The following is a 25,382-nucleotide window of genomic DNA, read 5'->3' on the forward strand; positions in this document are numbered from 1 at the left end:
CGTGTTCCAAAACGTGTTCAGTTTTGTGTTCACTTTTTGTTAAAACTTTCTGTTATTCAAAGTTAAATAAATGTTTTTAATAAATAAATATTTCTAAAAATTAATTTGAAAATAACATTAGACTTTGATGATTTCATTTGTAGTCATAAGGTGAAAAAACATCAATTTAAATGACTACAGATTATGTCAATTTTTAGGTTTATGACTTTAGTTTTAGTCAAAAGTTTGAATTTACATTAATAGTTGTTACTTACCTTACTAAATTAAAATTAGTGTTATAAAGCTAATATATTCGATATAAGGTGTTTATATCTAAGGATAAGTATTTATATTTGATTACTCTTTTGAGGGTTACATGCTTAGCTTCCCAAACACTAAGTTTTTTAAATGAGCCTACTTTAATAACTGCTGTAGATTTAATGAAAAAACTTTTAGTTCTTACTTTCTTTTATTGTTTTATCAAGTTCGGTTATAGTCAAGAACCTATTTTTGTGCATGCTTCTGAAATAGGCAATGGTATCGGTTTTGATAGGTTGGGGGAGTCGTTTGTATTAACGCCAGCTCATGTAGTAGACACTTCTATTGATGATATTGTATTAAGCGATAATCGTAAATCAAATTCTCATGCAACATTATTAGAAACTTATACAAACGACATAGCCATTCTGCGTGTTAAAGAAAATAATAAAAAATCAAAATATCAAACACTTAAGTTAGCTAAGGTATATAAAGAAGCTATTGCTAATGCTAGCTCAGGCTTTGTTGCCTATTTAGATGGTTTAGGTATAGTTAATTATATACATGTAAATATTACATCTAAAGACCAGAGTAGCTTTACGGTTACACCACAATCAAATCATCATACTTTTAAAAAGGGTATGAGTGGTAGTCCCTTTTATATTATGCATAATAGTAAAAAAATACTTGCTGGTATGTTAATGTCAATAGAAGAAGGATCAGTTGATGGGTTTATATATCAATGGGATGATATTATTACAACCGTAGCTTCATTTATTGAAGAAGATATAGAGAAGAAAATTGTTAAACTGGGCTTAAAGATTAGTGTTGATAATTCAGATGACTTATCAATTGTTAATCGCGTTAAGTCCACATTAAAAACAGTAAATGATTATACACTACTTAACCGATTGCCAGATCCTAAGTTTATAGACAAACATCTAGAAGGAATAATTAATGGAAATTTTTTTGATGACATGTCTACTAAAATTCAAAATGGAACAGATCAATTGCTTTTAGGAAAGTTGTCTGTCTCTTATGATAGCAATGAGAAGAACATGCAGCTTGTTTATATCACTTTTGAAGGTGGACTCTATTTAAGTGAGGATTCTAGCCTAATAAAATCGATGAGTATTACTACAAAAGGCCTAGGCTTTAAAAGAGCTTCGGCAAAAGAACAAGCTATTAAATCAATATTAACTAAAATTAAAAACCAATTTTATGAAGATTAAATCTCTATTATTTCTAATATCATTAGTGTTTTTTCTATCAAATGTACAGGGTCAAGATTTTGATTCTAAACTCGAAAAATTAGCAGAAGACACAGCAAGTAAAATCACTGAAAATTCTAAAAAGAAAATTGCAGTTTGGGGCTTTTTTGAAGCTAACGGAAAACAAACTGCTTTAGGTAATTATATCACGGAAGATTTTTCTGTCTATATTACCAATTTTGGAGATGATTTTGAGATTATTGATCGCAACCATTTAGATTTATTATTAAAAGAACATAAGTTAAATGCAGAAGGATTTATAGATAACGATACAGCAAAGGAGATTGGTAAAATTACAGCTGCTGATGCTATTATTACTGGCACGTATTCTATGGTTGGCGCTGATAAAGTTAAGGTTAGAGTGAAAGTTTTGGATACAGAAAGTGCATTACAATTTGCAGCTAAAATGGGTTTACTACCATTGAGTGAGGATTTAAAGGATATTGCAAATACGAGTTATGATGCTGGTGGAACGAAAACAAAAGGAACAACAGATAATTCTAATAATTGTGAGAGTGATAAAGGTAGTTTATGTTTTCATAATACTACAAATGAAAAAATGATAGTTGCTGTTAGGTATTTTAAAGTTGCTGACGTCAAAAGTAGAACAATGTTGACTAAGACCTTAATTCTAGATGCTGGAAAAACTAAATGTCTTTATGAGTTGTATGATAGACGAGCGGAATATTATATTGTAAAATTTAAGACATTTACTGACGATTTGGAAGGTGTTGAGGTTAAAATAACTCATCCGATGTATATTAAATATCTTGAAGACAAAGGCGAAATAATGGTAGAAGCTTGTGCCGAAAAAACATTTACTATTAAATAATGAAAACGTTCTCAACCATTATATTATTTTTAGTTACTACTTTATTATTCGCTCAAACCTATCCAGATGAAAAAGCATTAGATGCTAATTGGGAACAATGGCAAGATAAAGTACCTGTAAGTGGTAATGTGCGTGTTGGTTTAATGCTAGATCAAGAAGAAAAAGATTTTGATCCATCTTCATTTTATGTATTAATACCAGAAACAGAAACGGCTAATCTTTGCGTAGAACTAAGCTCTAAAGACGGTCGTTATTCTGCTAATATAAACTATGATATTTCTGAGTTACAATCAGGAATTCAAGAGTTTGTATTACCTACAAAATACAAATCAGAGCTTGAAGATTATAGTGCAAATGAAGTCGTTATATTATCAACGTTAAGTCAGGATTGTGAAGGAGAGGTAGAGGCTTATTTAGTTAGCGGATGGCTCGAAACAGTTGAATCAAAAAGTGTATCAGTTTATGTTAATTCTATGGTTCCTACTTCAGTCATTGTAGAAAAAAAGGATAATGATTTCCTAGAGTTTAAATGCAGTACAGTAGAGTTTCCTAAAGTAGCCTATAGTAAAAAATGTACTATTCCGATAGAGGATTATAATTCAGCGAGTAAACTAATAATTAAAGAGCGAATAGGGCGTGGTAACCGAACAAATTTTATGAAGCATAAAATGATTGTAAAACCTATTAAGCTTTGAGTAAAAAAAAGAAAAACAAACGTCGTGTTTTGAAATGGATATTATTGGTGCTGATTTTTATGCTTCCAATTTGTCTAATTATATTATTAAGTATTCCAATTGCTACCACGTTTAATCTATCTGTAAATACTGAACTATTAGAATATGAAGTTACAGATCAAGTAAATTCAGAATTGCCAATTAAACATGCTGTAATGTACAACAGCGATACTGATAGTATTGGGGTTTTTTACGGCACTTTTAAACTGGCTGTTGGTTCTACTGTTAATATTCAGCGTATTGGGTTTGGACCAATATCAATTCGGATAGAAGGAAAAAATGGGCAAAGTGCTGGTAATTTTAAATATTTGTCCGACGAACAAAGGTCAAAACCCGCCTCAGATTTTATAGAATTTGTTTATAACAATATTGAGAGCAATGTATTAGAAGGTGTAAGCTACATTGTGCCTATTACAGGTAATGTTGAGTTAGGCAGAAATGTATCGTTTGAAACGTTGAGCAGTCCTACAGCCTTGTTAAGAAAAGGTAGAGTAGTAGTAATTGGAAAATCATTATTAAGTAATGATTATTATAAATCTGCAACCCATGAATTAAATATTGGTGATGAGTTTAGAATCGTTGAGCCTCAAAGTAAAGCTTATGGTTTTGCGACAGTTAATGAAAATGTAGGAATGACTGTAGCTTATAAAGTAATAGGAAAGGAAGGTCGTATTTTAACTCCAGGGCCAAGAGATGAGAACTCTGGTTATCCAATAGCCTTGAGTTATCTCAGCAAGATAGAAAATGACTCTTTTTTTAAAGGTATTTCGTTATGTATTGCGCTATTAATTTCTTTGGCAACTTTAATTCCTTTTATAGCTGATTTTTACAAAACTAAAACTTGAGAAATGCCTCGATTAATTTTAACACTAATTTTAGTTGGAAATTTCACTCAATGACTACAAAAGCAGTCAATCTTAAAATTAAAGATGTTACTTAAGATCTATAATTGATAAAAAAAGCATCCTGTTTTTTTATTTTTATAGTAAATAACCTTTCGGTCATTTGCAATTTGATGAATTAGATAGTCAACTTTCATAGTATTCTTTTTAAGTGTTATTTGATTTCTAATAAAAGCTAACATTCTCTTTAGCCCTAGTGATAGCAGTATATTGATATCTCAACGAAGGCATATAAAAAGAATTTACCAATACTTTATCCCATTCGCCACCTTGTGCTTTATTGCATGTTATGGAATGTCCATAAGTCATTCTAATAGCACCAATGTATCTATCATCCCAAGGGTTTAATGATTCTCTGTAGACCTTATTTTTCTTAAACCTTTCATGACGTAATTGATTTTCTTGTTTAGGAGTAAGTCCAGACGGATTAACGACAGAATCTAAAAGTAAATAGTCATCTATAATCTCCTCAACACCTTTTAGATTTTTTGAACTTATTTTTATAGGGACAAACTGTAATCCAGCAACAAATTCAATTGAATTAAGGTCAACCTCTTTAACTTTTACATGATCTCCACTATATAACTGAAAACCATTCCTTTTCCAAGTTTGTGTTACTAGTAGTAAATCATCATTCTCAATTGTTTTTGCATTTCTACCGTAGATTTTTGATCTAACATTATTATTGAACATTTTATTCATGTTATGAGTAGTGCCAATGGATATAATTGAGTCTTCTCCGTTAGCCAAATAATTTAAAACATAATCTCTAGCAGCATCTTCTACAGATTGTTTTTTAATATTTTCAAGATTCACATATTTCTTATCTCTAGCAATCCCTTCTCTAAGAATATTAGCATTTTTCAAGACGTAACTGCCATCTTCTTGCCGTTTTACTTCTGTTAATAAATTTACTTCTCCTTTTAAATTAAAGTGATTTATTAAATAATCTTTTGAAAGAGCTAAAGACACTTTTTCATTAACAGGTGGTAGTTGATTATTATCTCCTAAGAAGATAATCTTATTGAGTGGGTTACCACTTTTAACAAACGTAATTAAATCCGATAATAGAGAATTTTTAGATTGAAACAAATTTTTAGAATCATTTGGAGCTTTAGAAGCAATCATTGAAGCTTCATCAATAATGAAGATATTATAATCCTTTACGTCGTTTTGTTTTAAAATGAAATTTACTTGCCCAGTATCAGGGTTTGACGTTACATTATAAATAAGTGAGTGAATTGTACTATTTACCGTTTTAGATTTTCTACCTAAAATTCTGGCAGCACGTCCAGTTGGCGCTGCGATATTATACGCTACAGACTTTGAGTTTAAGTAACCAATTAGTGCTGTGGTTATTGAAGTTTTACCTGTTCCAGCAGCTCCACACAAAATAAAGAAGTCATCTTTATTTTCTTTTTTTACGAAATCTGACATTCCAAGTAAAGCAGCTTTCTGCTCAGTGGTAGGACAATCAAATTGTAAATGGTCTAAAATGGTAATTGTATTCTTCATAATGTATCGTTTTAATTGTTCAACGTTACAAATAAAGTGTGTTTTTGTGCATTGTATCTGCACAGGATTAAAGTTATTTTAAAACAGTAATTACAGCTTCTTTTAAAATTTCTAAAGCATCAATAATTTCAGAATAATCTTGTCTTCTTTTTAAATAAATAAATCGTCCTTTATAGAACAATTCTTGGTCTCGTTTTGTTGTACTTTGGTAGTCAATAAAAGAAGATGAGACATCAAGTTTTTTTAATGCTAATGAAGATAAAATGTTATCTTCATTGTTTAATTCATAACTATTTCTGTGACTTAATTCATTTCTAAAATCTCTTAAGAAATCTAATGTTCTGGATAAAGAGGTGTATTTAAAACCGTATTCACTTAAAAAACCAGTAGATTTAGCGTGCATGGATATTGCAGCAATTTTACTACTATTTGGAGCTCTATATTCCAACCAATGTTTAGTGATAAACTTATTCGCTTTGATTATGTTATTTTGGAATTTTTCATTAAAAAAATAATTTAAAAGTTCTTCTGTTTGAAGGCATGCATATCTGCAAAATTCATCGAAATTCACTTTATCATTAAATTTACCAAGGCGATATTTAGACATTTCTACAGAATCTCTAAATAATTGATTTCTTACCCTTTCATTTTTTATATCCGAATAGTCGATTACTTTAAAGCCATCAAGTTTTAAATATTTTTCAATTTTATCGAATTGCTCATGGTTTGTTTTTTTTGGTATTGAAGTATCTAGTTTAGATAAATTTTCGAGTAATTCTTTTCTAAACCACTCATTTTCATCTTCCTCACATATATCAGAGATAAATAACAATAATTTTTCTAAAGACTCTTTGCTTTCTTTACTCATTATTTCGCTTTATATAAATTCATTGCTTTTTCTAAACCTTCGTTGAAAATAGCATCTATTATAACATTTATATCTCTATTATAAATCGTTTCTTTTTCCTCAACATTTAGAACAGTTTCGTCATCTTCTAGATTATACTCGAGTTTTGAAGGTGTGCATTGAGCTAACTCATCAAAACGAGACTTCAATTTCAAATAAGTAGCATTAGTATCGCCTTTTACCATTTTTAAATAAAGTAATTTGCCTTCAATAACCAAAAGCATGCTTGGCTTTGAATTACCTATCTCGCCTTTGTTCTTAATATATTTTTTTAAAAACAACTCATAGGCTTTATCATAACCTTTGGATTCTATAAAATAAATCCATTGTCTTATTTCTTTTATGTAGTGACTAGGAGTGTTTACCTTTTTATTTACAATTAAGCCAGTAACCTCTTGTTTATAACCTCGTTTTTGTAAACGAACTTTCTCTTCATTGATATAAAAATTTTGAGTACTAATTATACGTCTTAACTCCTTATCAAATGTATTATCCTTTTTATAAATGGTTTCTTGTTTTCCATTGTCAGTTGTATATGTATTATGCATACTACTAAATGTAATATCATCAGCATACCTAGAATAATCAAGTCCAAAACGCTTAGATAATCCAGTTAATTGAATGTCTAATCGTTCGCATATGGCATTAGTTAAAACAGGAGATGTTGCAGCGCCTTGAGGTAAAACGGAAAGGGTTTTGGTTATCCATGCTCCTTCAATATGCCTTTCAACTTTCATTGGAGTACAGCAAATGCTTTTTATCATATTAGCAATCTGTTTTCTACTTTCAGTAGTTCCAAGATTAAAGGGTTTTACCGTTAATCTGCCCCAAACTCTATTAGAATCTATACTTGGAAAAAAATCCTTTAAGTCTATATTGTAAACATAATTTTTAGTGACGTGATTTTTAGCATTATCAACAATCGATTTTCCAATAACAAAACCATGAGCAGATGTATGAGGTTTATAAATAGTACTTAATATAATATTTAGGCATTTTTGAAATTCTTTGAGGCCTTTACAGGGAGAATGAATTATTCTCTTTTTACCAGATTTCTTTTTTATCTCAAAAGTTTTATAGGTCTCTACACTTTTTGATTTTTGAATCCTATCAATATTAATATAGAAATTGAGTTGCTTTTCTGTAAAAGGAAATGTTTTAACTCCATAAATTAGAGATTTAGTGTAATTGAGTAGGTTTAAAAAATCTGTTTTACTATTCATTTCATTGAATAGCTTCCTAATTTCTTTTTTTTGATTTGGTTTTGTTTTCATAAGTAATTATGCTTTGAAAAGCAACCGAAATTTTATATTCTTTCTTTATGTATATCTAAATTGTAGCATTTAAAATTTAATAATTATAATAAAATAATATATAAATAAAAGCTAGTATATTCTTTAATGATGTTTTTATAGATTTCTACAAATTACATCTTAAACATTTTGTTGTAGCAAGCTACAACTATCTGCCGAATGCGGCAGACGACCTATTCCGAAGAATAGGCTAATCAATATTTTAATTTCGGTTGTTTCAAAGAACTCTGCAAATAATGGTGCTAACAGTGCACTGTATTTGCGTTGATAAATATAAACTTCTAAAATGGATTTGAAAAATTAATATTTCCGTACCAGTTACAATGATATATGTCTAATATTTGATTTTTCTCAATTTTAAAATAAAGCGCAAAGTGTAGGTTCGAATGATTACCAGTAAATTTACAAACGGGCTTATTACAATTACAACCTTCACAGATATCTAAGTCTAAGTAAAACTCAGAATCACCAAAAGTTTTATACTTATTAAAATTTTTATCTAATTTGTCAATAAACTTTGTTTTCCCTATATCTTCATAGTCAATGTTTTCATCTAATAGCAGATTTAGTTCATGTAGATCCATTTTCATTATAGCTAACCATACATTGGTAATCTCATCTTTATTTTTGTTTCTCTTTAAATCACTAATAGTTTGCATGCCGTTTTTATTTCTGCAATTATAATTTTATTCATTGCAGCTGTAGTGCACATGTTTTTTCTATTTTTACATTGTAAAATAATTTTGAAGCTATGTCAACAAATAAACACGCTATAATTAGATATCAAACTTTAGATAAATGTTTTCAAAATACAGGAAGACGATATTATATAGAAGATTTATTAGAGGCTTGTAATACCTCATTGTATGAGTTTGATGGCAATTCAGAAGGCATAAAAAAACGACAGCTTTACGATGATGTCAGGTTTATGGAATCGGAGCAAGGCTGGTCTATTCCCTTAGAAAAAATTAAAGATGGTAGGAGAAGGTATTATAGATATGAAGATAGTTCATTTTCAATTAACAATCAGCCTCTAAATGACGAAGAAGCTAATCAGCTTAAAGAAGCGTTAATGACGTTAAAACGTTTTAAAGGTATGCCTCAATTTGAATGGATTAATGATATTACAACAAGACTGGAGTCAAGTTTTGGTTTAATAAAAGCAGGTACACCTGTTATCGACTTCGAAAGTAACCCATATTTAAAGGGGTTAGAGCATATTTCAAATTTATATCGTGCTATAATTTATAAAAAACCTCTAAAAATAACTTCTGAAAGTTTTAGAACGAATTCAATAGATACCTATGAACTTCATCCTTATTATTTAAAACAATATAATAATAGATGGTTTTTATTTGGTTACAATGTAGAGTTAGATTCCATTTACAAGAAGGCTATTGATAGAATAGATAATATCCAAGAACTGCAAGTGCCATATATTGAAACCAAAATTAATTTTAATGAGTATTTTAACAATGTAATAGGTGTTACTATAAATCATGAAAAAGAGCCATCTAAAGTTGTTTTAAGAATAAATAAAGAGCTTTGGCCATATATTAATAGTAAGCCGTTACACGAATCCCAGTCTTCAGGTGGCATTGAAAACCTTAGAACCTTAGAAGATGGTTTTATCGATATTACCATAAATGTTGTTTTAAACTATGAGATAGAAACCAAAATTTTAGAGCACGGAGAGAAAGTACGTATCTTAGAACCAGAAGCTTTAAAACTAACGATAAGAGACCGAATTATAAAAATGGCTGAAAATTATTAGTTTACACAGAGGCTATTTATATTAATAGGCGCACAATTAGTATCTATATAAACAGCCAATAAAAAAAACAAGTAGTGGAGATTGTTTAATATCATTAATTTTAAAACACTATGAAGTATATCTGTATAAGTAATACTTGTTCTTATCAATAATTTAGATGAAAATAAAAAGAAGAAATCCTATAAAAAAGAGAGGAAATAGTCTTTTTTATTAGTAAATTATCTTAAACTTGACGTGGATAATTCTAACCATGTTTATGTTTTAGAATAGCTATTCTATCGAAAAATAATTATAATTAGACGTGTGCGCCTTGATTGCACAAGTAGTTCTAATATTTGCATTGTCATTAAGAAATAAGTTGTCTAATGGCAATTGATATAAGTCTACAATGTCAATTTAAAAGCAATTATGTAGGCATAACCTAAATTTTTCGAAATGAATAAGTTTAAAGAAGTTTTAATAGGAGTTGCTATAGCAGCAATTCCTGTTATTTTGGAGGCACTAAAAAATGGTGCATCAAATGAGGAAAAAAAGTAAGGCATTGACCTCAGTTGTGATCTATCACAGTAGTATTAAAAAATTGGTAGGTAAAGATGTCTGCCAATTTTTTGATTATATAATGCGTTTAAAATTGAGTAATGGAAAAAATTAAAATATCAAACTTCAGAAAAATCAAGGATACTTGGGAACTTGATTTGGCTCCAATCACCTTTTTTACTGGGAAAAATAATTCAGGAAAGTCAAGTGTCTTAAAAGCACTTATGGTTTTGAGTGATTACACTAATTCAACAAATCATTTTGAATTAGATTTTTTAGGAGATAACTCAGGCAATCATAAGATTGAGAATTATTCTAATTGTATAAATTGGAAGAATAATACAAAATCAAATATTTCTTTTGAATTTGAAAGACATGGACACTTGTTTTCCTTAGTGTTTTCTCCAAGATTAATTGCTAAACAAGAAAATTTTCAACGTGGAATATTGGAATCGTTAGCGATAATTAATAGACAAGACGATTCTAAAATTGAATTTAATAGACAGGGAGGTCATTCATATGGTATGTCTTTTAATAATAGATTCTTGAATAGAAAGAATTATTCAAATGCATCAATTGAAAACAAAAAATTAATAGAAGCAAAAAGAAGGATTGAGAAAAAGATTGGGGAAACTGAGTCGGAAATTAAAAATAAGCTTGGTCTTCAACTAGATTCGTCAATTAAAACGACTAGTTTGATGACATTGCTAAGAACTCCTTTCCCGATGATCGGAAGTACTTTAGCTGCTGGAGTTGGCCTTTCTACGTTTCAAAAAATCAAAGATTTAGATTTAAAATCACGAGTAACTTTAAGTACAGAACTAGAAAAATTAGTTAGTGATTTGAAATTACTTGATAAGAAATTAAGAGATACAGGAAGTGAAACCATTAAAGATGCAGAAGAAGTAATTTTTTCACCATCATTTGAATTAGATAAATTATCTCAGAACGATTTAAATCTAAACAACATTTTTAATAGAATTTTACTTCCATATTTCAGAAACAGTAAGATAAACGTCGGGAAGATTGATGTAAAGGATGAAACTATAAAACTGAGTAGTTTTAGTGATGAATTAATGGATTTGTTTCAGTTTGATATAGATCATTTATCTCCTCATAGATATAATCAGGAGCGTTTAATTCTAAATAAAGAATCATCGGATGATATAAGTAAATTAGCAAAAGAAGAGATTAAAAAAGAGATTAAAAAAGGATCTGATGCTGATATGTTTATTATAAAATGGATGGATGAATTTGATATAGGAACAAACTATGAAATAATATCTATCTATGGACAAGCAAGTATCATTAATGTTTTTGAAAAAGGAATAAAAAAGCCTATTAATATTGCCGACAAAGGTTTTGGTGCAGGACAAATATTTACAATTCTACTTAAGATTGCACAAAAAATTAATGAGAAAAAAGTGATTTTAAAAAAGAATTTTTATTTCCCTCAAATATCTGATGCTAACCAAGTTGTTATAATTGAAGAGCCAGAAGCCAACCTTCATCCAGCTTTACAATCTAAGTTAACTGATTTGTTTCTTGATACTTATACTCGGTTCGGTGTTAGGTTTGTTATAGAAACGCACTCTGAATATATGTTGAGACAGTCACAAAATTGTGTAAAAGGGTTAATAGAAAAACAAAAATGTGATGTTAAGAATATTCCTTTTGGGGTGTACTATTTTGATGAGAATAAAGGACCATATAAAATGCAATATGACGAGGAGGGTAAATTTATTGAAGATTTTGGTTCTGGTTTCTTTGATGTCTCTAGAAAATTAACTAGAAAATTATTGTAATATGACTGTAATTTTCGATGAAGAGAATGCTATTAGCTTCTTTAAAAACTTGGACAATTATGAGATAGGAGATGACATTCATAAATTGTTAAAAAGACAAATTAACTTACAGTTCAATTTTGAACTTGACGAAATAGATGAAGCATTAGAGTTGCAAATTTTGGAATTTATTGAAACTGGTGGCAGAAAGGAAAATGAACTTAACATCATATTTATTAAAAAAATAGATTTAGAAGAAACATTCTGCATTGATGACATTAATAACAATAATAATGTTTATTTACTAAGAACAGTGACTAAAAAGGTTAAGCAAGCAAATAAAGTTCTCATAGGGGAAGTAGGAGAAGAAATAGAGGTTTTAAAAAAACTGTTTTTAAATCAAACACAGGTGTCAATACAAGAAAATATAAGAATAGGAGGTGCTCAATTTAAGTCTTGGGATGATATTGAAATTTATAATAGACCATTTTCTTCTATTGTCATTGTAGATAGATATATGTTTAAAGGGTCGACAGTCGGAGGCAATTTGGGTTTATTTGAATTTAATTTGAAGAAAATATTAGGTGCACTTTTTAAAAATCAGACTCAACGACCAAGTTTAACATTTATTTATCAGATTAATCCCTTTGTTGACAAATTAAGTGAAAAGTATGATGAAGGCCCAGATTTACAGTCTTTAAAACAAAAAATAAAAAGTGCAGTTAAGAGTATAAATAAATATTGTCCAGAACCAAATATTAATTTTATTCCTGTTCCAAAAGGTAAAATTGGAGATGAACATGATAGACATATTATAACTAATTATTTAAGAATAAAAAGTGGAGATACTTTAATTTATTTTAATAAAAATCAAGAAATTATTACAACAAGTAACGAATTTGATATTTATTCATTAGCTCAAAAGCAATACAGAGATTCTACTCAAAATTTAGTTACTAAGTTAAATGAAATTACTAATGAAGTTATTCAAAATTTTGAAAATAGATGCTTGTTAAGTAACCCCGATAAAAAAGAAAATATCATCAATTTTTAACAACACACAACCACCACACAAATAGAGCCTACATTTGTTAAAGAAAAATCAAACTATGATAATAACAAATTTTGATAAGTTTAGAGAACAAGAGTTGGTTGGTACCAATGGTGTTATTAAAAAGTTCATGCGTGCCTTTGAATTAGAACTGTTAATCTATATGTCAAATGGAGATAAACCTGTTGGTCCAGAAGTAAGTGATTATTACGACATTAATGAAGTTGGTCAAAAGCATCTATTAGGTCTTAATAGCGAACTAAAAGTATTTAGAGCTGATTACCACAAGGGGAAATCAGCTTACTATATAGCAGAGCGCCTTGATTTAAGTGTAAATATTGTGTATCCTTATGTTAAAAACAGAACATACACTAAAGAAGGAGTAAGTTGCGGGCCTGTTCGGACTTCTGTACTGTTTAAGGATTTTAGTAAAGCTAGTGAGGTTTCATACTTATCGAGCTTTCAAATATTAAGAGATATACAGATGGACGATCGCTTCTATAAATTAAGAAAAAAATAACTAAATTATGGCAAATGTAAAATGCGAAATAGAGGGTAAAATCAACATGATACGCAATAAGATTTCTTCTGATTATCTAAAAGTAGATGCTCGCTTTTTTTGTAACGAAGAAGATTCTCTATTCTTCAAAACTAATATAGAACCTAAAGATGGTAATTATATGTGCTGCAATGAATCTGGAGTAATTAAGTGGTTTCTTGGAGATTTATTTGTGCTTAGGTTAAATGGAGTGCATGACAATTTAAGACATTTATCAAGAGATTTATTAAGTGAAGCCTTAAAACAAAAATCAAATAATGAGTAACATAAACAACAAAGTAGACGTAGGATTCATATGGCAAATCACAGACGATGTCTTACGTGATGCCTTTAAGAAAAATGAAATTGGAGATGTGCTATTACCTTTTGTAGTAATACGTAGACTAGATTGTATGCTCGAAAACGTAAACGAAAATGTACGTAAAAGCTACAACGATTTTAAAGATAAGGTTAGCGAAGACAAGTTAGATCCAATCCTTAAAAAAGCAGCAGGTGGTTTAACGTATTACAACACATCAAAACACACGCTTAATTCGTTAAAAGACGAACCGCAATACATTGAAATTAACTTCAATAACTACTTAAACGGATTTAATCCAGAAGTACGCGATATTTTAGAAAGCTTTCAATTCGATAAAATTATAGCGCGATTGGTAAAAAACCGTTTGTTGTATGAAATGATTGATGCCATCTGTAAAATAGACTTGCATCAAGATACTATCGATAACCACTCTATGGGTTACGTGTTCGAAGAGTTAATCCGTATTTCTAACGAGCAATCTAACGAAACAGCAGGAGAGCATTTTACACCACGTGATGTTATTGCATTAATGAATGCCATCATCTTTACACCTGAAAAAGAAGAGCTTAGTAAATCTGGTATTATACGTACCATTTTTGATCCTGCTTGTGGTACAGGTGGTATGGTTAATCTAGGAAAAAACTATGTTTTAGACGAAATCTGCAAAGATTCCAACAACAAACCTACCATGTTAACTTATGGTCAGGAATTAAATGAGCAGTCTTGTGCTATTGCAAAATCTGAAGCCTTAATCTCTGGTGAAAATCCACGAGATGTAAAACATGGTAACTCATTTACAGACGACCAATTTCAAGGCAAGCAATTTCACTACATGATGGCAAATCCACCATATGGTGTAACGTGGAAAAAAGATAAAAACTTTATAGAAAACGAAGCCTTAAATCCGGCAGGTCGTTTTTATGCAGGAACACCACGTACTAGCGACGGACAATTATTGTTCTTACAACACATGATTGCTAAAATGGACCAAACCAACGGTTCTAGAATTGGTGTGGTAACCAACGGTTCCCCATTATTTACAGGCGATGCCGGAAGTGGCGAAAGCGACATACGTAAATGGATTATAGAAAACGATTGGCTAGAGTGTATTGTAGCCTTACCTAAAGATTTGTTTTACAACACAGGTATTAACACCTATATCTGGTTTTTAACCAATAAAAAAGCCGAAAACCGTAAAGGTAAAGTGCAATTAATTAATGGTAATGCCAGTAAAGTAACTGGCACTAATGCCAAAGGAAAAGAAGAAAGCGAGCATATTTTTGCACGCTCTAACAAAAAGAGTTTAGGTAACAAACGTAATGAACTTAACGAAGCTCATATTGAAGCTCTGTTAGATTTATATACCAATTTTGAAGAGAGCGAATATTGTAAAATATTTAATAATGACGATTTTGGCTATTACCAACTCACAATAGAACAACCGCTATACAAAGATGGTAAAATAGTGATGAGTAAAGGTAACCCAAAACCCGACTCTAAAAAGCGCGATAAAGAAAACGTACCCTTAACAGACGATATAGAAACCTATTTCACTAACGAGGTATTACCACACGTACCAGAAGCATGGATAGATTACGATAAAACACGTATTGGTTACGAAATTAACTTTACCAAATACTTTTACGAGTATAAAGGCTTACAGCCTGCTGCTGAAATTAAAGCCGAAATTGTAGACCTTGAAAAAGATATTTCAACCCTTTTAAATGATTTGTTAGCCTAATGAAGACATACGAAGCGTATAAAGAAAGTGGTATTTTGGGTGTTAATGAAGTACCCAAAGATTGGAAAATTGTAAATTTTAGATATTTAATAGATATTCTTACTGATTTTACATCGAATGGTTCCTTTGGTGATTTGGCTAAAAATGTAAACTATTTAGAAGAAGGAACTTCAAGGTTAGTTAGATTGACTGATTTAAGAGCGGATTTTAAAAATAAAGGAATATACCTCGATGAAGCTTCTCATAATTATTTAAAAAAATCAGAACTTTTTGGAGGCGAGATTCTTTTAGCAAATGTTGGAGCTTATGCTGGTCTAGCTTGGATTTATGAAGGTATAGAAGGAAAAGCTTCTTTAGGTCCAAATATGTTTTTATTGAAATTTAAGGATGTTCTAAATAAAAGGTTTGCCTATATATCCTTGACTTCATTTTATTTGCATTCACAATTATTAGACAAAGCAACATCTTCTGCTCAACCAAAGTTAAACAAAGAAGATGTAAAATCCTGCGTTTTTATTTTGCCTACTCTTAAAGAACAAACCCAAATAGCCAACTACCTAGACCACAAAACCCAAATTATTGATGCTTTAATAGAAAAAAAGGAGCAATTAATAAAAAAGCTACAAGCACAACGCCAAGCCATAATTAACGAAGCGGTTACCAAAGGTTTAAACCCAAATACCAAACTAAAAGATTCTGGTATAGAGTGGTTGGGTGAAATTCCTGAGCATTGGTCAGTGAAGAAAATAAAGCACGAATTTGATAATCTCAATAAAATTAGAGTTCCTTTAAGTTCTTCAGAAAGAGGTGTAATGAAAAATAAAATATATGATTACTATGGTGCTTCTGGAGTTATTGATAAAGTTGAAAACTATTTATTTGATGATGATAATATATTAATTGGAGAAGATGGAGCTAATTTATTAACACGCTCAAAACGACTTGCATTTATAGCAAAAGGACAATATTGGGTTAACAATCACGCACACATAATTCATCCTAAAACAGGTAACATAAATTATATGGCTGAAATGTTAGAACTAATTGACTATACACCTCTAATTGTTGGTGCTGCACAACCTAAATTAACTCAAGATGCTTTAGTTAACATTTCTATTCCTGTGCCACCAGTAAAAGAACAAGACTTAATTATGAAATATTTAAGTCAAATTATTGATAAGATTAATCAATCAACAAGTTTATTATTTACTCAGATTCAAAAACTAAAAGCCTATCGTCAATCTATCATTAGCGAAGCGGTAACCGGTAAAATAGATGTAAGAGATTGGCAAGCACCAACTCAAAACTAACTTGTAATTATGGCAGAGAGTCAACATATAGAGTGGAAAGAATCTTGGCACGAGAAGTACCTAAAATGGGTTTCTGGTTTTGCTAATGCACAAGGTGGCACCCTATATATTGGTATTGACGATAATGGGGTTGTTAAGGGCATAGATAATGCCAGAAAACTACTAGAAGATTTACCCAACCAAATACGCGATGTGTTAGGGGTAATGGTTGCAGTAAATTTGCACACAAAAGACGGCTTAGAATATTTAGAGATTATAGTGGAGCATTATCCGTTCCCTATAAGTTTACGTGGTAAATACTATTACCGTTCTGGTAGTACCTTACAAGAATTAAAAGGCGCTGCTTTAACTAAATTTTTATTAGAACGCCAAGGTGAAAAATGGGATGGCGTGCCTGTACCAAGTATTTCAGTAGAAGATTTAAAAGAAAGTACGTTTTCTGCTTTTAAGGTCAAAGCAGAAAAAAGTAAACGTTTATCTACCGAAGATTTAGAAGGCAACAATAAAGAGCTATTAGAAAGCTTAAACCTGTATGCAGATAATGACACCATGCTTAAAAGAGCTGCGGTATTGTTATTTCATCCCAATCCAGAAAAATATATTACAGGGGCATTTATCAAAATAGGTTTTTTTGAAGATGATGACGATTTAAAATACCAAGATGAAATAAAAGGCAACCTTCTAGAACAAGCCGAAGAAGCTTTAGACTTGCTTAAAACAAAATATGATAAAGCGGCTATTTCATATACAGATGATGGCGCACGTGAGGAGAAATTCACTTTTCCACAAGACGCAGTTAGAGAAGCTTTGTTAAACGCTATTGCGCATAAAGATTACAGCAGTGGTATTCCTATTCAAATAAGTGTTTACAACAATAAAATTATATTTTGGAACGAAGGTCAGTTACCTGAAAATTGGACGGTAGATAGGTTAACAGAGAAACACCCATCAAAACCATTTAACCCAGATATAGCAAACACTTTATTTAGAGCAGGATATATAGAATCTTGGGGACGTGGTACTATAAAAATCATAAACGCGTGTAAAGCACATAACATTGCACCTCCAATTTTTGCAAATACAGCACCAGATTTTCAAGTAACATTAATTAGTTATTCAGAGAAAGGGCTCAGTAAAATGGGTTTGAAAAAAGAATTGGTAAAAATTGTATTGTACTTGCAAGAAAATGAAAACATAACAAATACTGATGTTCAAAAATTATGTGATGTAAGCAAAGCTACAGCGACTAGGTATTTAAATGATTTAGAAAAAAGTTTTATTGAAAAAGTGGGTACCACAGGAGTTGGTACCATATACATTTTAAAAGGGCTCAATAAGGACTCATAAATTAAAAATAAAGGGCTCATAATGGGCTCAATATTTTAAACTAAAAATGCTCAACATAAGATAATCCTAGTAAAGACAAGGGTTTACGTATGTATTAAAGGGCTCAAAAGTAGAATTATTAAATTGATAAAGGGCTCATAATGGAGCCACACTTGGTCCAGCAAGTTAAAATAACAGTGGCTTTATTGGACCAAAAAAAATAGAACAAGAGTAAAAATAGATTAAAATGGCATCAGGAACTAAAGAAATCCATTTCGAAGCACATATAGAAAATTACTTAGTTAATACAGTTAAAGAATACCATACTGTTTTACCTAATTTGTATGATAAAGACTTGTGTGTTATTCCTTCAGAAATTATTGCATTTGTAAAAGATACACAACCTAAAAAGTATGAAGAATTAGCTAAACAATACGGCGCTTTAGTAGATACCAAAATTGTAGAAAACGTAGCTAAAAATATTACCAAAAATAAAACTTTAGAGGTGCTGCGTAATGGTGTTAAAGATCGTGGTCAAAAACTAGATTTAGCTTATTTTAAACCTGCCAATAATAAAACACCAGAGCACGAAGTCGCATATGCTAAAAACCGTTTAGCCATTGTACGTCAACTAAAATACTCTAATCGTAATAATAACGAGATTGACTTTGTGTTATTTATAAATGGTCTACCTGTTGTTACCGCAGAACTTAAAAATGCTTTAACAGGTCAAAACCATCACAATGCTATTAAACAGTTTATGCAAGATCGCCAACCTAAAGGCGAACCTTTTTTAGAGTTTAAACGTTGCTTAGTTCATTTTGCAGTAGGTACAGAAAAAGTGTTTATGGCAACAGAGTTAAAAGGAAAATCGACTTACTTTTTACCATTTAATACTGGGTTAACAAATCACTCAGATACTGGTTTTGCAGTAGAGTACCTTTGGCAGGATGTATTGCGCAAAGATTCTTTACTAGATTTAGTGCAAAACTTTATTAGTGTACAAACCGATAAGGAAAAAGTATATAACCCAAAAACAAAGAAGCTAGAAGATAAAAAATCTACCAAATTACTGTTTCCTCGTTTTCATCAACGTAGAGCAGTTAAACGCATTATAGAAGCTTTAAAAACAGATGGTACGGGTAAAAACTATTTGGTGCAACATTCTGCAGGTTCAGGAAAATCAAATACCATTACTTGGCTAGCATATAGATTAGCTAATTTTTATCAAAACTATACCGATGAAAAAGCATTATACGATTCTATCATTGTAGTTACAGATAGACGTGTGTTAAACAAGCAAATACAAGATAATATTCGTCAACTAGATAACACGCCTGGTGTTGTTGCTTATATAGACGAAAGATCAACGTCTCAAGATTTAAAAGATGCAATTGAAGATAAAAAACGAATTATAATTACAACCATTCAAAAGTTTCCAGTAATAGCACAAAATGTAACTAATTATCCAGATCGAAAATATGCTATTTTAATAGATGAGGCACATAGCTCACAATCGGGAGAATCGTCAAGACAAATGCGTAAAGCGTTAAGCCTAGAGGAAGCAGAGCAAGACGAAGCTAATATTAAAACCGCTGATGAGATTATTGCTGAAGAAATTTCTAAAAAAGGACAACAACCAAACATTTCGCAATTTGCTTTTACAGCAACACCAAAGCAAAAAACAATAGAGTTATTTGGTACAAAAATAAATGGTAAAATTGAACCTTTTGATGAGTACACCATGGAGGAAGCCATTAAGGAAGGCTTTATAAAAGATGTATTGCAAAACTATATGTCTTTTAAACGCTATTACAAATTAGTGAAACGTACAGAAATTGAAGATAAGGAATACGATAAGAAGAAAACAGTACGCGTTTTAGGAAATTATGTAGATCTTCAAGATCATGCTATAGATAAAAAAGCACGTATTATGCTAGAGCATTTTACAAGCCAAACGCAAAACGAAATACAGGGACAAGCTAGAGCCATGTTGGTAACAAAATCGCGTTTACACGCCGTACGCTTTAAGCTGAAGTTTGATACTATTCTTAAAGAAATGAATTTGCCTTACAGAGCGTTGGTAGCATTTTCAGGAACTGTAAAAGATCCGGACTCTAATGAAGAGTTTACAGAAAACGGTATGAATAATTTAGAAGGTAAAATAAGTATACCTGAAGCTCTAAAGTTGCCAGCAAATAGATTATTAATTGTTGCTAATAAATTTCAAACAGGTTTCGATGAGCCTTTACTGCACACCATGTTTGTAGACAAAAAATTAGGAGGAGCAAGTACGGTACAAACTTTATCCCGATTAAACAGAAACCGAAGAGGAAAGGACTCTACTATGGTTTTAGATTTTGTTAATGATCCAGAATTAGTACGTGCAGATTTTCAGCATTTCTATGGAAAAAACTATATGGAAGAAGAAAATGAAACCGATCCTAATAGTTTATATACCATTTTAGATCTAGTAGATAGCTTTAATGTGTTTTATGATACAGAAGTAGGAGCATTTGCAGAGGTATTCTTTAAGCCAGATGACAACATGGAGGCTATTCAGCCTATATTAGGAAACATTGCTAAACGTTTTGATAATGAGCTTGAGGATGAAGATAAAAACGCGTTTAAAGCAGCTGCAAAGTCTTATACTAAAATCTATCGCTTTTTAAGTCAGATTATTCAGTTTACAGATGTGGATTTAGAAAAAAAGTACGTGTTTCTTTCTGCTTTACTTAAAAAGTTACCGTACGTTAAAAGTGATTTACCTGTAGATGTCGTAAATGATATTGAATTAGATAGTTATAAAATTCAACATAAGTTTACAGCAAGTCTAGACCTAGTCTCAGAAGATGGAGAAGATTATGGAATGACACCTGGAGGAGCTGGTCAAGAAAAAGAAGAAGAAATAGATTTCTTGACTAAAATAATAAAAGTATTGAATGATACTTTTGGTTTAGAGCTATCAGAAGAAGACAAAGTTGACTTTAATCGTGTTAAGAAAAACCTTTATGACAACGAAGAGTTAATGTCTTATTTCAATAAACAAAACTCTAAAAGTAATATCAAAGATAAGTTTGAAGAAGTAGTTGATAGTGAGTTTTTAGATTTTATAAATACCAAGTTGGATTTTTATAATAAAATGACAGATGATAAAGCCAATACGCTTTTTAAATCGATGATGTTTAAAGAGTTTTATGATCGTGAAGTTAGAGGGATTGGCAGGTAGTAAAATATAAACATTAGAAATAAAGTTATGAATCTAATTGAAACAAAATCTATAGGAAAAGTAATTTTAAACGAAAATACAGCAGATAGAGAGTCGAGATTTGAGCACTATTTAATTCCATATTATCAAAGAGGGTATCGATGGGATATTGAAAATGTTCAGGCATTATTAGATGATATTCATAATTTTATTCAATCCAAAGAAGAAAACTATTGTTTACAACCTATTGTAGTAGTTTCAAATAAAGATGAAGAAGGTTACAATATATGGGAGGTGATAGATGGTCAACAACGATTAATTACCATGTATATAATTTTTCAATATTTGAATAAACCAAGATATTCAGTAGTTTTTGGTCAAAGAAATAAGAGTACTTCTTTTTTAAAGAATTTAAATCACAATACATATAATCATGATAATCCAGATTTTCATTTTATAAGTGAGGCTTATAGAGTTGTTAAAGAATGGTTTGAAATAAAGACGAGAAATGATGTTGGTTATATTGATGATTTTTATTCGAGTATTACCAAAAAAGTTCAGGTTATTTGGTATGAAGTGAAAGAGTTAGTTTTTTCTGAAAATAACGATTCCATTGATGAAATTGAAAACAAGAAAATTGATATTTTTAATAGACTAAACATTGGTAAAATACCTTTAACAGATGCAGAATTAATAAGAGCTTTATTATTATCTAAAATTAAATTTGGTTTGTCTGAAAGAGAGTCAATAATGAGACAAGCAGAAATATCTAATGAATGGCATCAGATAGAAACGGATTTAAGAACAGATGAGCTTTGGTATTTTATTAATAACAAATCAAAAGATAATATTTCATCAGCTATAGAGCAAATATTTAGTTTGATGGCAAAAGCTAGTGCTAAGGATAGCACTAAGAAATATTCAACTTATATGTGGTTTGAAAAACAGATTAGATCAGATAATAATGAAAATGAAGAAAGAGCTAATGCTATTGCATTATGGAGTAAAACCAAAGATTTCTACAATAAAATAAAATATTGGTATAATGATAATTCATTGTACCATTTTATTGGTTATTTACTATCTGTATCTAGTAATAGTGAAAACACTCTAAAAAATATTCTTAATAACTCTAATTGTTCAAAATCTGATTTTAAAATTTGGGTGATAAAAAAAGTAAAAGAAAGTTTAGTAGGTATTAATCTAGAAGACTTAAATTATAATAAAAATAATCCTGATATTCTTAAAATCTTTCTGCTTCATAATGTTTTAACCACAGAAAAACTTAATAGCTCTCAAAATCAAAAGTTTCCTTTTCATTTATATAAAGAAATTAAGAATGATTCTGGTTGGAGTATAGAGCATATTCACGCGCAACAATCTCAACTAATGAAGGATGAGAAAGCAATTCGGTTTTGGTTAAATGAAAGTTATAAAGCAATAGATAACATTTCAATTATTGAAAAAGTCAATTATAGCCAAAATCCTAAAAATCCCATTACAGAAGTTATAGACCTTGATATTAGTATAAAACCACAGTTAAAAAAACTAATTCAATCTAAAAATATTGATATAGAATCATTTAATCTATTAAAGGATGAGTTAATCATGGTTTTTGAATCTGAGTCTGTTCATGAATTAGACAATTTAGCTCTACTATCAAAAATAGATAATTCTACTTTAAATAATTCAATCTTTCCTGTTAAAAGGAATAAAATTATTCAATTGGAGAAAGGGGGTAGGTATGTTCCAATATGCACAAGAAATATGTTCTTAAAGTTTTACAGTAATTCCGATCAACAACCATTTTACTGGAGTAAATCAGATAAAGAAAGTTACTTTAACAATATCAAAGAGGTTATTAGTGACTATTTAAATTAACAATACATTCAATGAGTAATAAACATACATTTTGGACCTTATGTAATATATATGATAAAATCGAAGTTCCAATTATTCAAAGAGATTACGCTCAAGGAAGAAACACTCCAGAGGTGATTAGGGTAAGGAATAAATTTATAAATGAATTTTTAATTACCTCTTTGTTAAATGGGGAAAAGGTGGAATTAGATTTTGTTTATGGCTCGATTTTATCAGAAAATAAAGATGGAGAAAACAAGGATATTTTTATACCCCTAGACGGACAGCAGAGACTAACTACATTGTTTTTATTACATTTTTTTATAGCATTAAAAGAAAAAAAAATAAATGAGATTAGACATGTATTAAACAAATTTACCTACGAAACAAGACCTTCTGCACATGATTTTTGCACGAAATTAATTAGGATGTTTGATGTTAAAGATTTAAAGAATATTAAATTTGAAATAATTGATTCTGAATGGTATAATGAGGAGTGGAAGAATGACCCTACAGTTTCAGGTATGTTAAATATGCTAGATACTTTTGCTAAAAATGAACAGTTAATATCTTCTAAGAAGCAATTGCTAAACTCTCTAATAAATCAAGATAATCAATTAATTTCATTTTACTTTATTCCTCTAGAAAAATTTGGGTTGACAGAAAACTTATACATTAGAATGAATGCTAGAGGTAAAATGTTAACTGAGTTTGAAAATTTTAAATCAGAATTCTATAAGATTATAAATAAGAATCATTCCCTTTTAAATATCGTAAAAGAAAAAATTGAATATGATTGGGTAGAAAACTTATGGGATTTTAAAGAACAGGATGTTTATGTAGTGGATATGCCTTTTATGAAGTACTTAAGCTTCATTACGGAAATGTTATATTTTAAGCAAGCAGAATTTAGATCATCAGCTAAATACAAATCTGATTTCTTAGACTTTCATTTGTTGAAATTGATTTATTCTAAAGAGTATAATTTAAAGTTTTTGATTTTTGCTCTAGATTTTATTAAGGAAGTTAAAGAGAATCATAATAAAGTTGATATTCTTTGGGAAGTAAATTCAACATTACAAGATGTTCTTATTAAAGTGATTAATGGGAAACCTGACATTAATGATTTCTTTATTTTATTTTCAAGTATCTCGTATTTTTATCAGGATAAATCATCAGATGACTTTTATGACTTTATAAGGGTTCTTAGAAATTTAATTAGTAATACAAATGATAATTCTCGTCGTGAGTGGTCTAAACTTATTAATTCCGTAGAGAGTATGATTGTAAGTAATAACATTTATGAAGCTTTATTAATTGAGAATTTTTCAGATTCTTTAGATGGTTTTTATGTTCCACAAAGAAAAGAAGAGGTATTTAAAGCTGCTCTTATTCTAAAATATTCTACAGAAAAGAAAATCGTTTTAGAGGCAGAAAATAATAAAAACTTTAAAGGCAATATTTCAAGTTTAATATTTAGTAATTTTTCAATAAATGAAAAAGAGTATGAAAAATTAGAGTTTGAGGATTTAGATATAGAACGTTTTAATTTTAAAGAATTTAAAAATACATTAATAACTTATAAAGAGATCTCTAAAGATGATTTTAACTTAGTTTGGGGTAATCTAATTACGTCTAGTCTTTATACCCAAACAAATGAATCTAGGTTGGTCTATGATAAAAATTATGATAAATGTGCTGCTATTATTCTTTTCGCAAAAGATTATATGTTATTGAAAAGTAACCTAGTTTTGGATGAGTACCTAATAAAACTAGAAAAGGAATTTATTTTTCAACTACTTAAAAAGTATGATGTATTCGAAGAAATAAGGGATGTAAAAACACAGTTATATTTGTATTACATAATAAACAAACACTTATATAATAATAACTATCGTTCTTTCTTTAAAAATGGTTTTAATTTTGGTTGGTTAGCCAAAGAAAAAGGCTATAAATCTCTTTTTTCAAAAGGAATTGAAAAATGCAGGTGGTTTAATGAAGTGAATCCAATTTTTCAAACATATGATGCGCAGTTTAGATATAATTTGGGAATTCATAAAAAAAACACTTTAGATGTTGAAATTTTAGGGATAGGGAATATGAGAAATTCATTTAATAAGTTGGTTGATTGGGCACAGAATTGAATTCTGTTTTTTTTTTTTATCATATTTAAAAGTGGGTTTAATCTTTCTTTTTTTGGAAGTTAAATAGTATCTAATA

The 25,382-nt window shown here is 29.9% G+C and carries 19 protein-coding genes; 15 read left to right on the forward strand and 4 right to left on the reverse strand.

What is annotated here, in order from left to right; translation table 11 throughout:
- Positions 1–491 precede the first annotated feature (491 nt).
- Genes ACJJVO_RS02810 through ACJJVO_RS02825 form a run of 4 tightly spaced genes read left to right on the forward strand, consistent with a single transcriptional unit; the run spans position 492 to position 3,919 of the window.
- Positions 492–1,469: a hypothetical protein gene (locus tag ACJJVO_RS02810; protein ID WP_405570174.1), complete on the forward strand. Its 978-nt coding sequence runs from the start codon at positions 492–494 to the stop codon at positions 1,467–1,469.
- Positions 1,459–2,340 carry a FlgO family outer membrane protein gene (locus ACJJVO_RS02815; protein ID WP_405570176.1) on the forward strand — a complete coding sequence of 294 codons (882 nt, stop codon included), beginning with the start codon at positions 1,459–1,461 and terminating at the stop codon, positions 2,338–2,340. The genes ACJJVO_RS02810 and ACJJVO_RS02815 overlap by 11 nt, the downstream gene beginning before the upstream one ends.
- On the forward strand, positions 2,340–3,035 hold the full coding sequence (locus ACJJVO_RS02820) for a hypothetical protein (RefSeq protein ID WP_405570179.1): 696 nt from the start codon (positions 2,340–2,342) through the stop codon (positions 3,033–3,035). The genes ACJJVO_RS02815 and ACJJVO_RS02820 overlap by 1 nt, the downstream gene beginning before the upstream one ends.
- The gene (locus ACJJVO_RS02825) at positions 3,032–3,919 is read left to right on the forward strand and encodes a hypothetical protein (protein ID WP_405570181.1); all 888 of its coding nucleotides are present in this window, start codon (positions 3,032–3,034) and stop codon (positions 3,917–3,919) included. The genes ACJJVO_RS02820 and ACJJVO_RS02825 overlap by 4 nt, the downstream gene beginning before the upstream one ends.
- A 222-nt stretch (positions 3,920–4,141) precedes the next feature.
- Here ACJJVO_RS02825 and ACJJVO_RS02830 read toward each other — a convergent pair whose 3' ends face one another.
- The 4 genes from ACJJVO_RS02830 to ACJJVO_RS02845 form a co-directional block, all read right to left on the reverse strand.
- A complete protein-coding gene (locus ACJJVO_RS02830; protein WP_405570184.1) occupies positions 4,142–5,491 on the reverse strand; it encodes an ATP-dependent RecD-like DNA helicase in 1,350 nt (449 codons plus the stop codon).
- Positions 5,492–5,564: 73 nt separating this feature from the next.
- Positions 5,565–6,359: a hypothetical protein gene (locus ACJJVO_RS02835; RefSeq protein WP_405570187.1), complete on the reverse strand. Its 795-nt coding sequence runs from the start codon at positions 6,357–6,359 to the stop codon at positions 5,565–5,567.
- A complete protein-coding gene (locus ACJJVO_RS02840) occupies positions 6,359–7,672 on the reverse strand; it encodes a reverse transcriptase domain-containing protein (protein WP_405570190.1) in 1,314 nt (437 codons plus the stop codon). The genes ACJJVO_RS02835 and ACJJVO_RS02840 overlap by 1 nt, the downstream gene beginning before the upstream one ends.
- A 320-nt stretch (positions 7,673–7,992) precedes the next feature.
- Positions 7,993–8,370, reverse strand: a complete 378-nt coding sequence (locus ACJJVO_RS02845; protein WP_405570192.1) for a hypothetical protein — start codon at positions 8,368–8,370, stop codon at positions 7,993–7,995.
- A 92-nt stretch (positions 8,371–8,462) separates the two neighbouring features.
- Here ACJJVO_RS02845 and ACJJVO_RS02850 point away from each other — a divergent pair, with 92 nt between their 5' ends.
- The 11 genes from ACJJVO_RS02850 (at position 8,463) to ACJJVO_RS02900 (ending at position 25,306) form a co-directional block, all read left to right on the forward strand.
- Entirely contained in the window at positions 8,463–9,485 is a 1,023-nt protein-coding gene (locus ACJJVO_RS02850) for a helix-turn-helix transcriptional regulator (RefSeq protein ID WP_405570194.1), read from the forward strand.
- Between the two features lie 638 nt (positions 9,486–10,123).
- Positions 10,124–11,827: an AAA family ATPase gene (locus tag ACJJVO_RS02855; protein WP_405570197.1), complete on the forward strand. Its 1,704-nt coding sequence runs from the start codon at positions 10,124–10,126 to the stop codon at positions 11,825–11,827.
- A gap of 1 nt (position 11,828) precedes the next feature.
- Positions 11,829–12,860, forward strand: a complete 1,032-nt coding sequence (locus tag ACJJVO_RS02860; RefSeq protein ID WP_405570199.1) for a hypothetical protein — start codon at positions 11,829–11,831, stop codon at positions 12,858–12,860.
- A gap of 55 nt (positions 12,861–12,915) precedes the next feature.
- Positions 12,916–13,377: a hypothetical protein gene (locus tag ACJJVO_RS02865; protein WP_405570202.1), complete on the forward strand. Its 462-nt coding sequence runs from the start codon at positions 12,916–12,918 to the stop codon at positions 13,375–13,377.
- Positions 13,378–13,384: 7 nt separating this feature from the next.
- A complete protein-coding gene (locus tag ACJJVO_RS02870; protein WP_405570204.1) occupies positions 13,385–13,681 on the forward strand; it encodes a hypothetical protein in 297 nt (98 codons plus the stop codon).
- Positions 13,674–15,458, forward strand: a complete 1,785-nt coding sequence (locus ACJJVO_RS02875; RefSeq protein WP_405570206.1) for an N-6 DNA methylase — start codon at positions 13,674–13,676, stop codon at positions 15,456–15,458. Before ACJJVO_RS02870 ends, ACJJVO_RS02875 begins: the two co-directional genes overlap by 8 nt.
- Complete coding sequence (locus ACJJVO_RS02880) at positions 15,458–16,768, forward strand: restriction endonuclease subunit S (RefSeq protein ID WP_405570208.1); 1,311 nt, start codon at positions 15,458–15,460, stop codon at positions 16,766–16,768. Before ACJJVO_RS02875 ends, ACJJVO_RS02880 begins: the two co-directional genes overlap by 1 nt.
- A 9-nt stretch (positions 16,769–16,777) precedes the next feature.
- Positions 16,778–18,115, forward strand: coding sequence for an ATP-binding protein (locus ACJJVO_RS02885; RefSeq protein ID WP_405570210.1), 1,338 nt, complete (start codon positions 16,778–16,780; stop codon positions 18,113–18,115).
- A gap of 226 nt (positions 18,116–18,341) precedes the next feature.
- Complete coding sequence (locus tag ACJJVO_RS02890; protein WP_405570213.1) at positions 18,342–21,323, forward strand: type I restriction endonuclease subunit R; 2,982 nt, start codon at positions 18,342–18,344, stop codon at positions 21,321–21,323.
- A 27-nt stretch (positions 21,324–21,350) separates the two neighbouring features.
- Positions 21,351–23,183 (forward strand): DUF262 domain-containing protein, encoded by a 1,833-nt coding sequence (locus tag ACJJVO_RS02895; protein WP_405570215.1) that lies wholly within the window; start codon positions 21,351–21,353, stop codon positions 23,181–23,183.
- Between the two features lie 11 nt (positions 23,184–23,194).
- Positions 23,195–25,306 (forward strand): DUF262 domain-containing protein, encoded by a 2,112-nt coding sequence (locus ACJJVO_RS02900; RefSeq protein ID WP_405570218.1) that lies wholly within the window; start codon positions 23,195–23,197, stop codon positions 25,304–25,306.
- Positions 25,307–25,382 lie beyond the last annotated feature (76 nt).

Source organism: Winogradskyella sp. Asnod2-B02-A, assembly GCF_045063645.1.
Lineage (GTDB): Bacteria > Bacteroidota > Bacteroidia > Flavobacteriales > Flavobacteriaceae > Winogradskyella.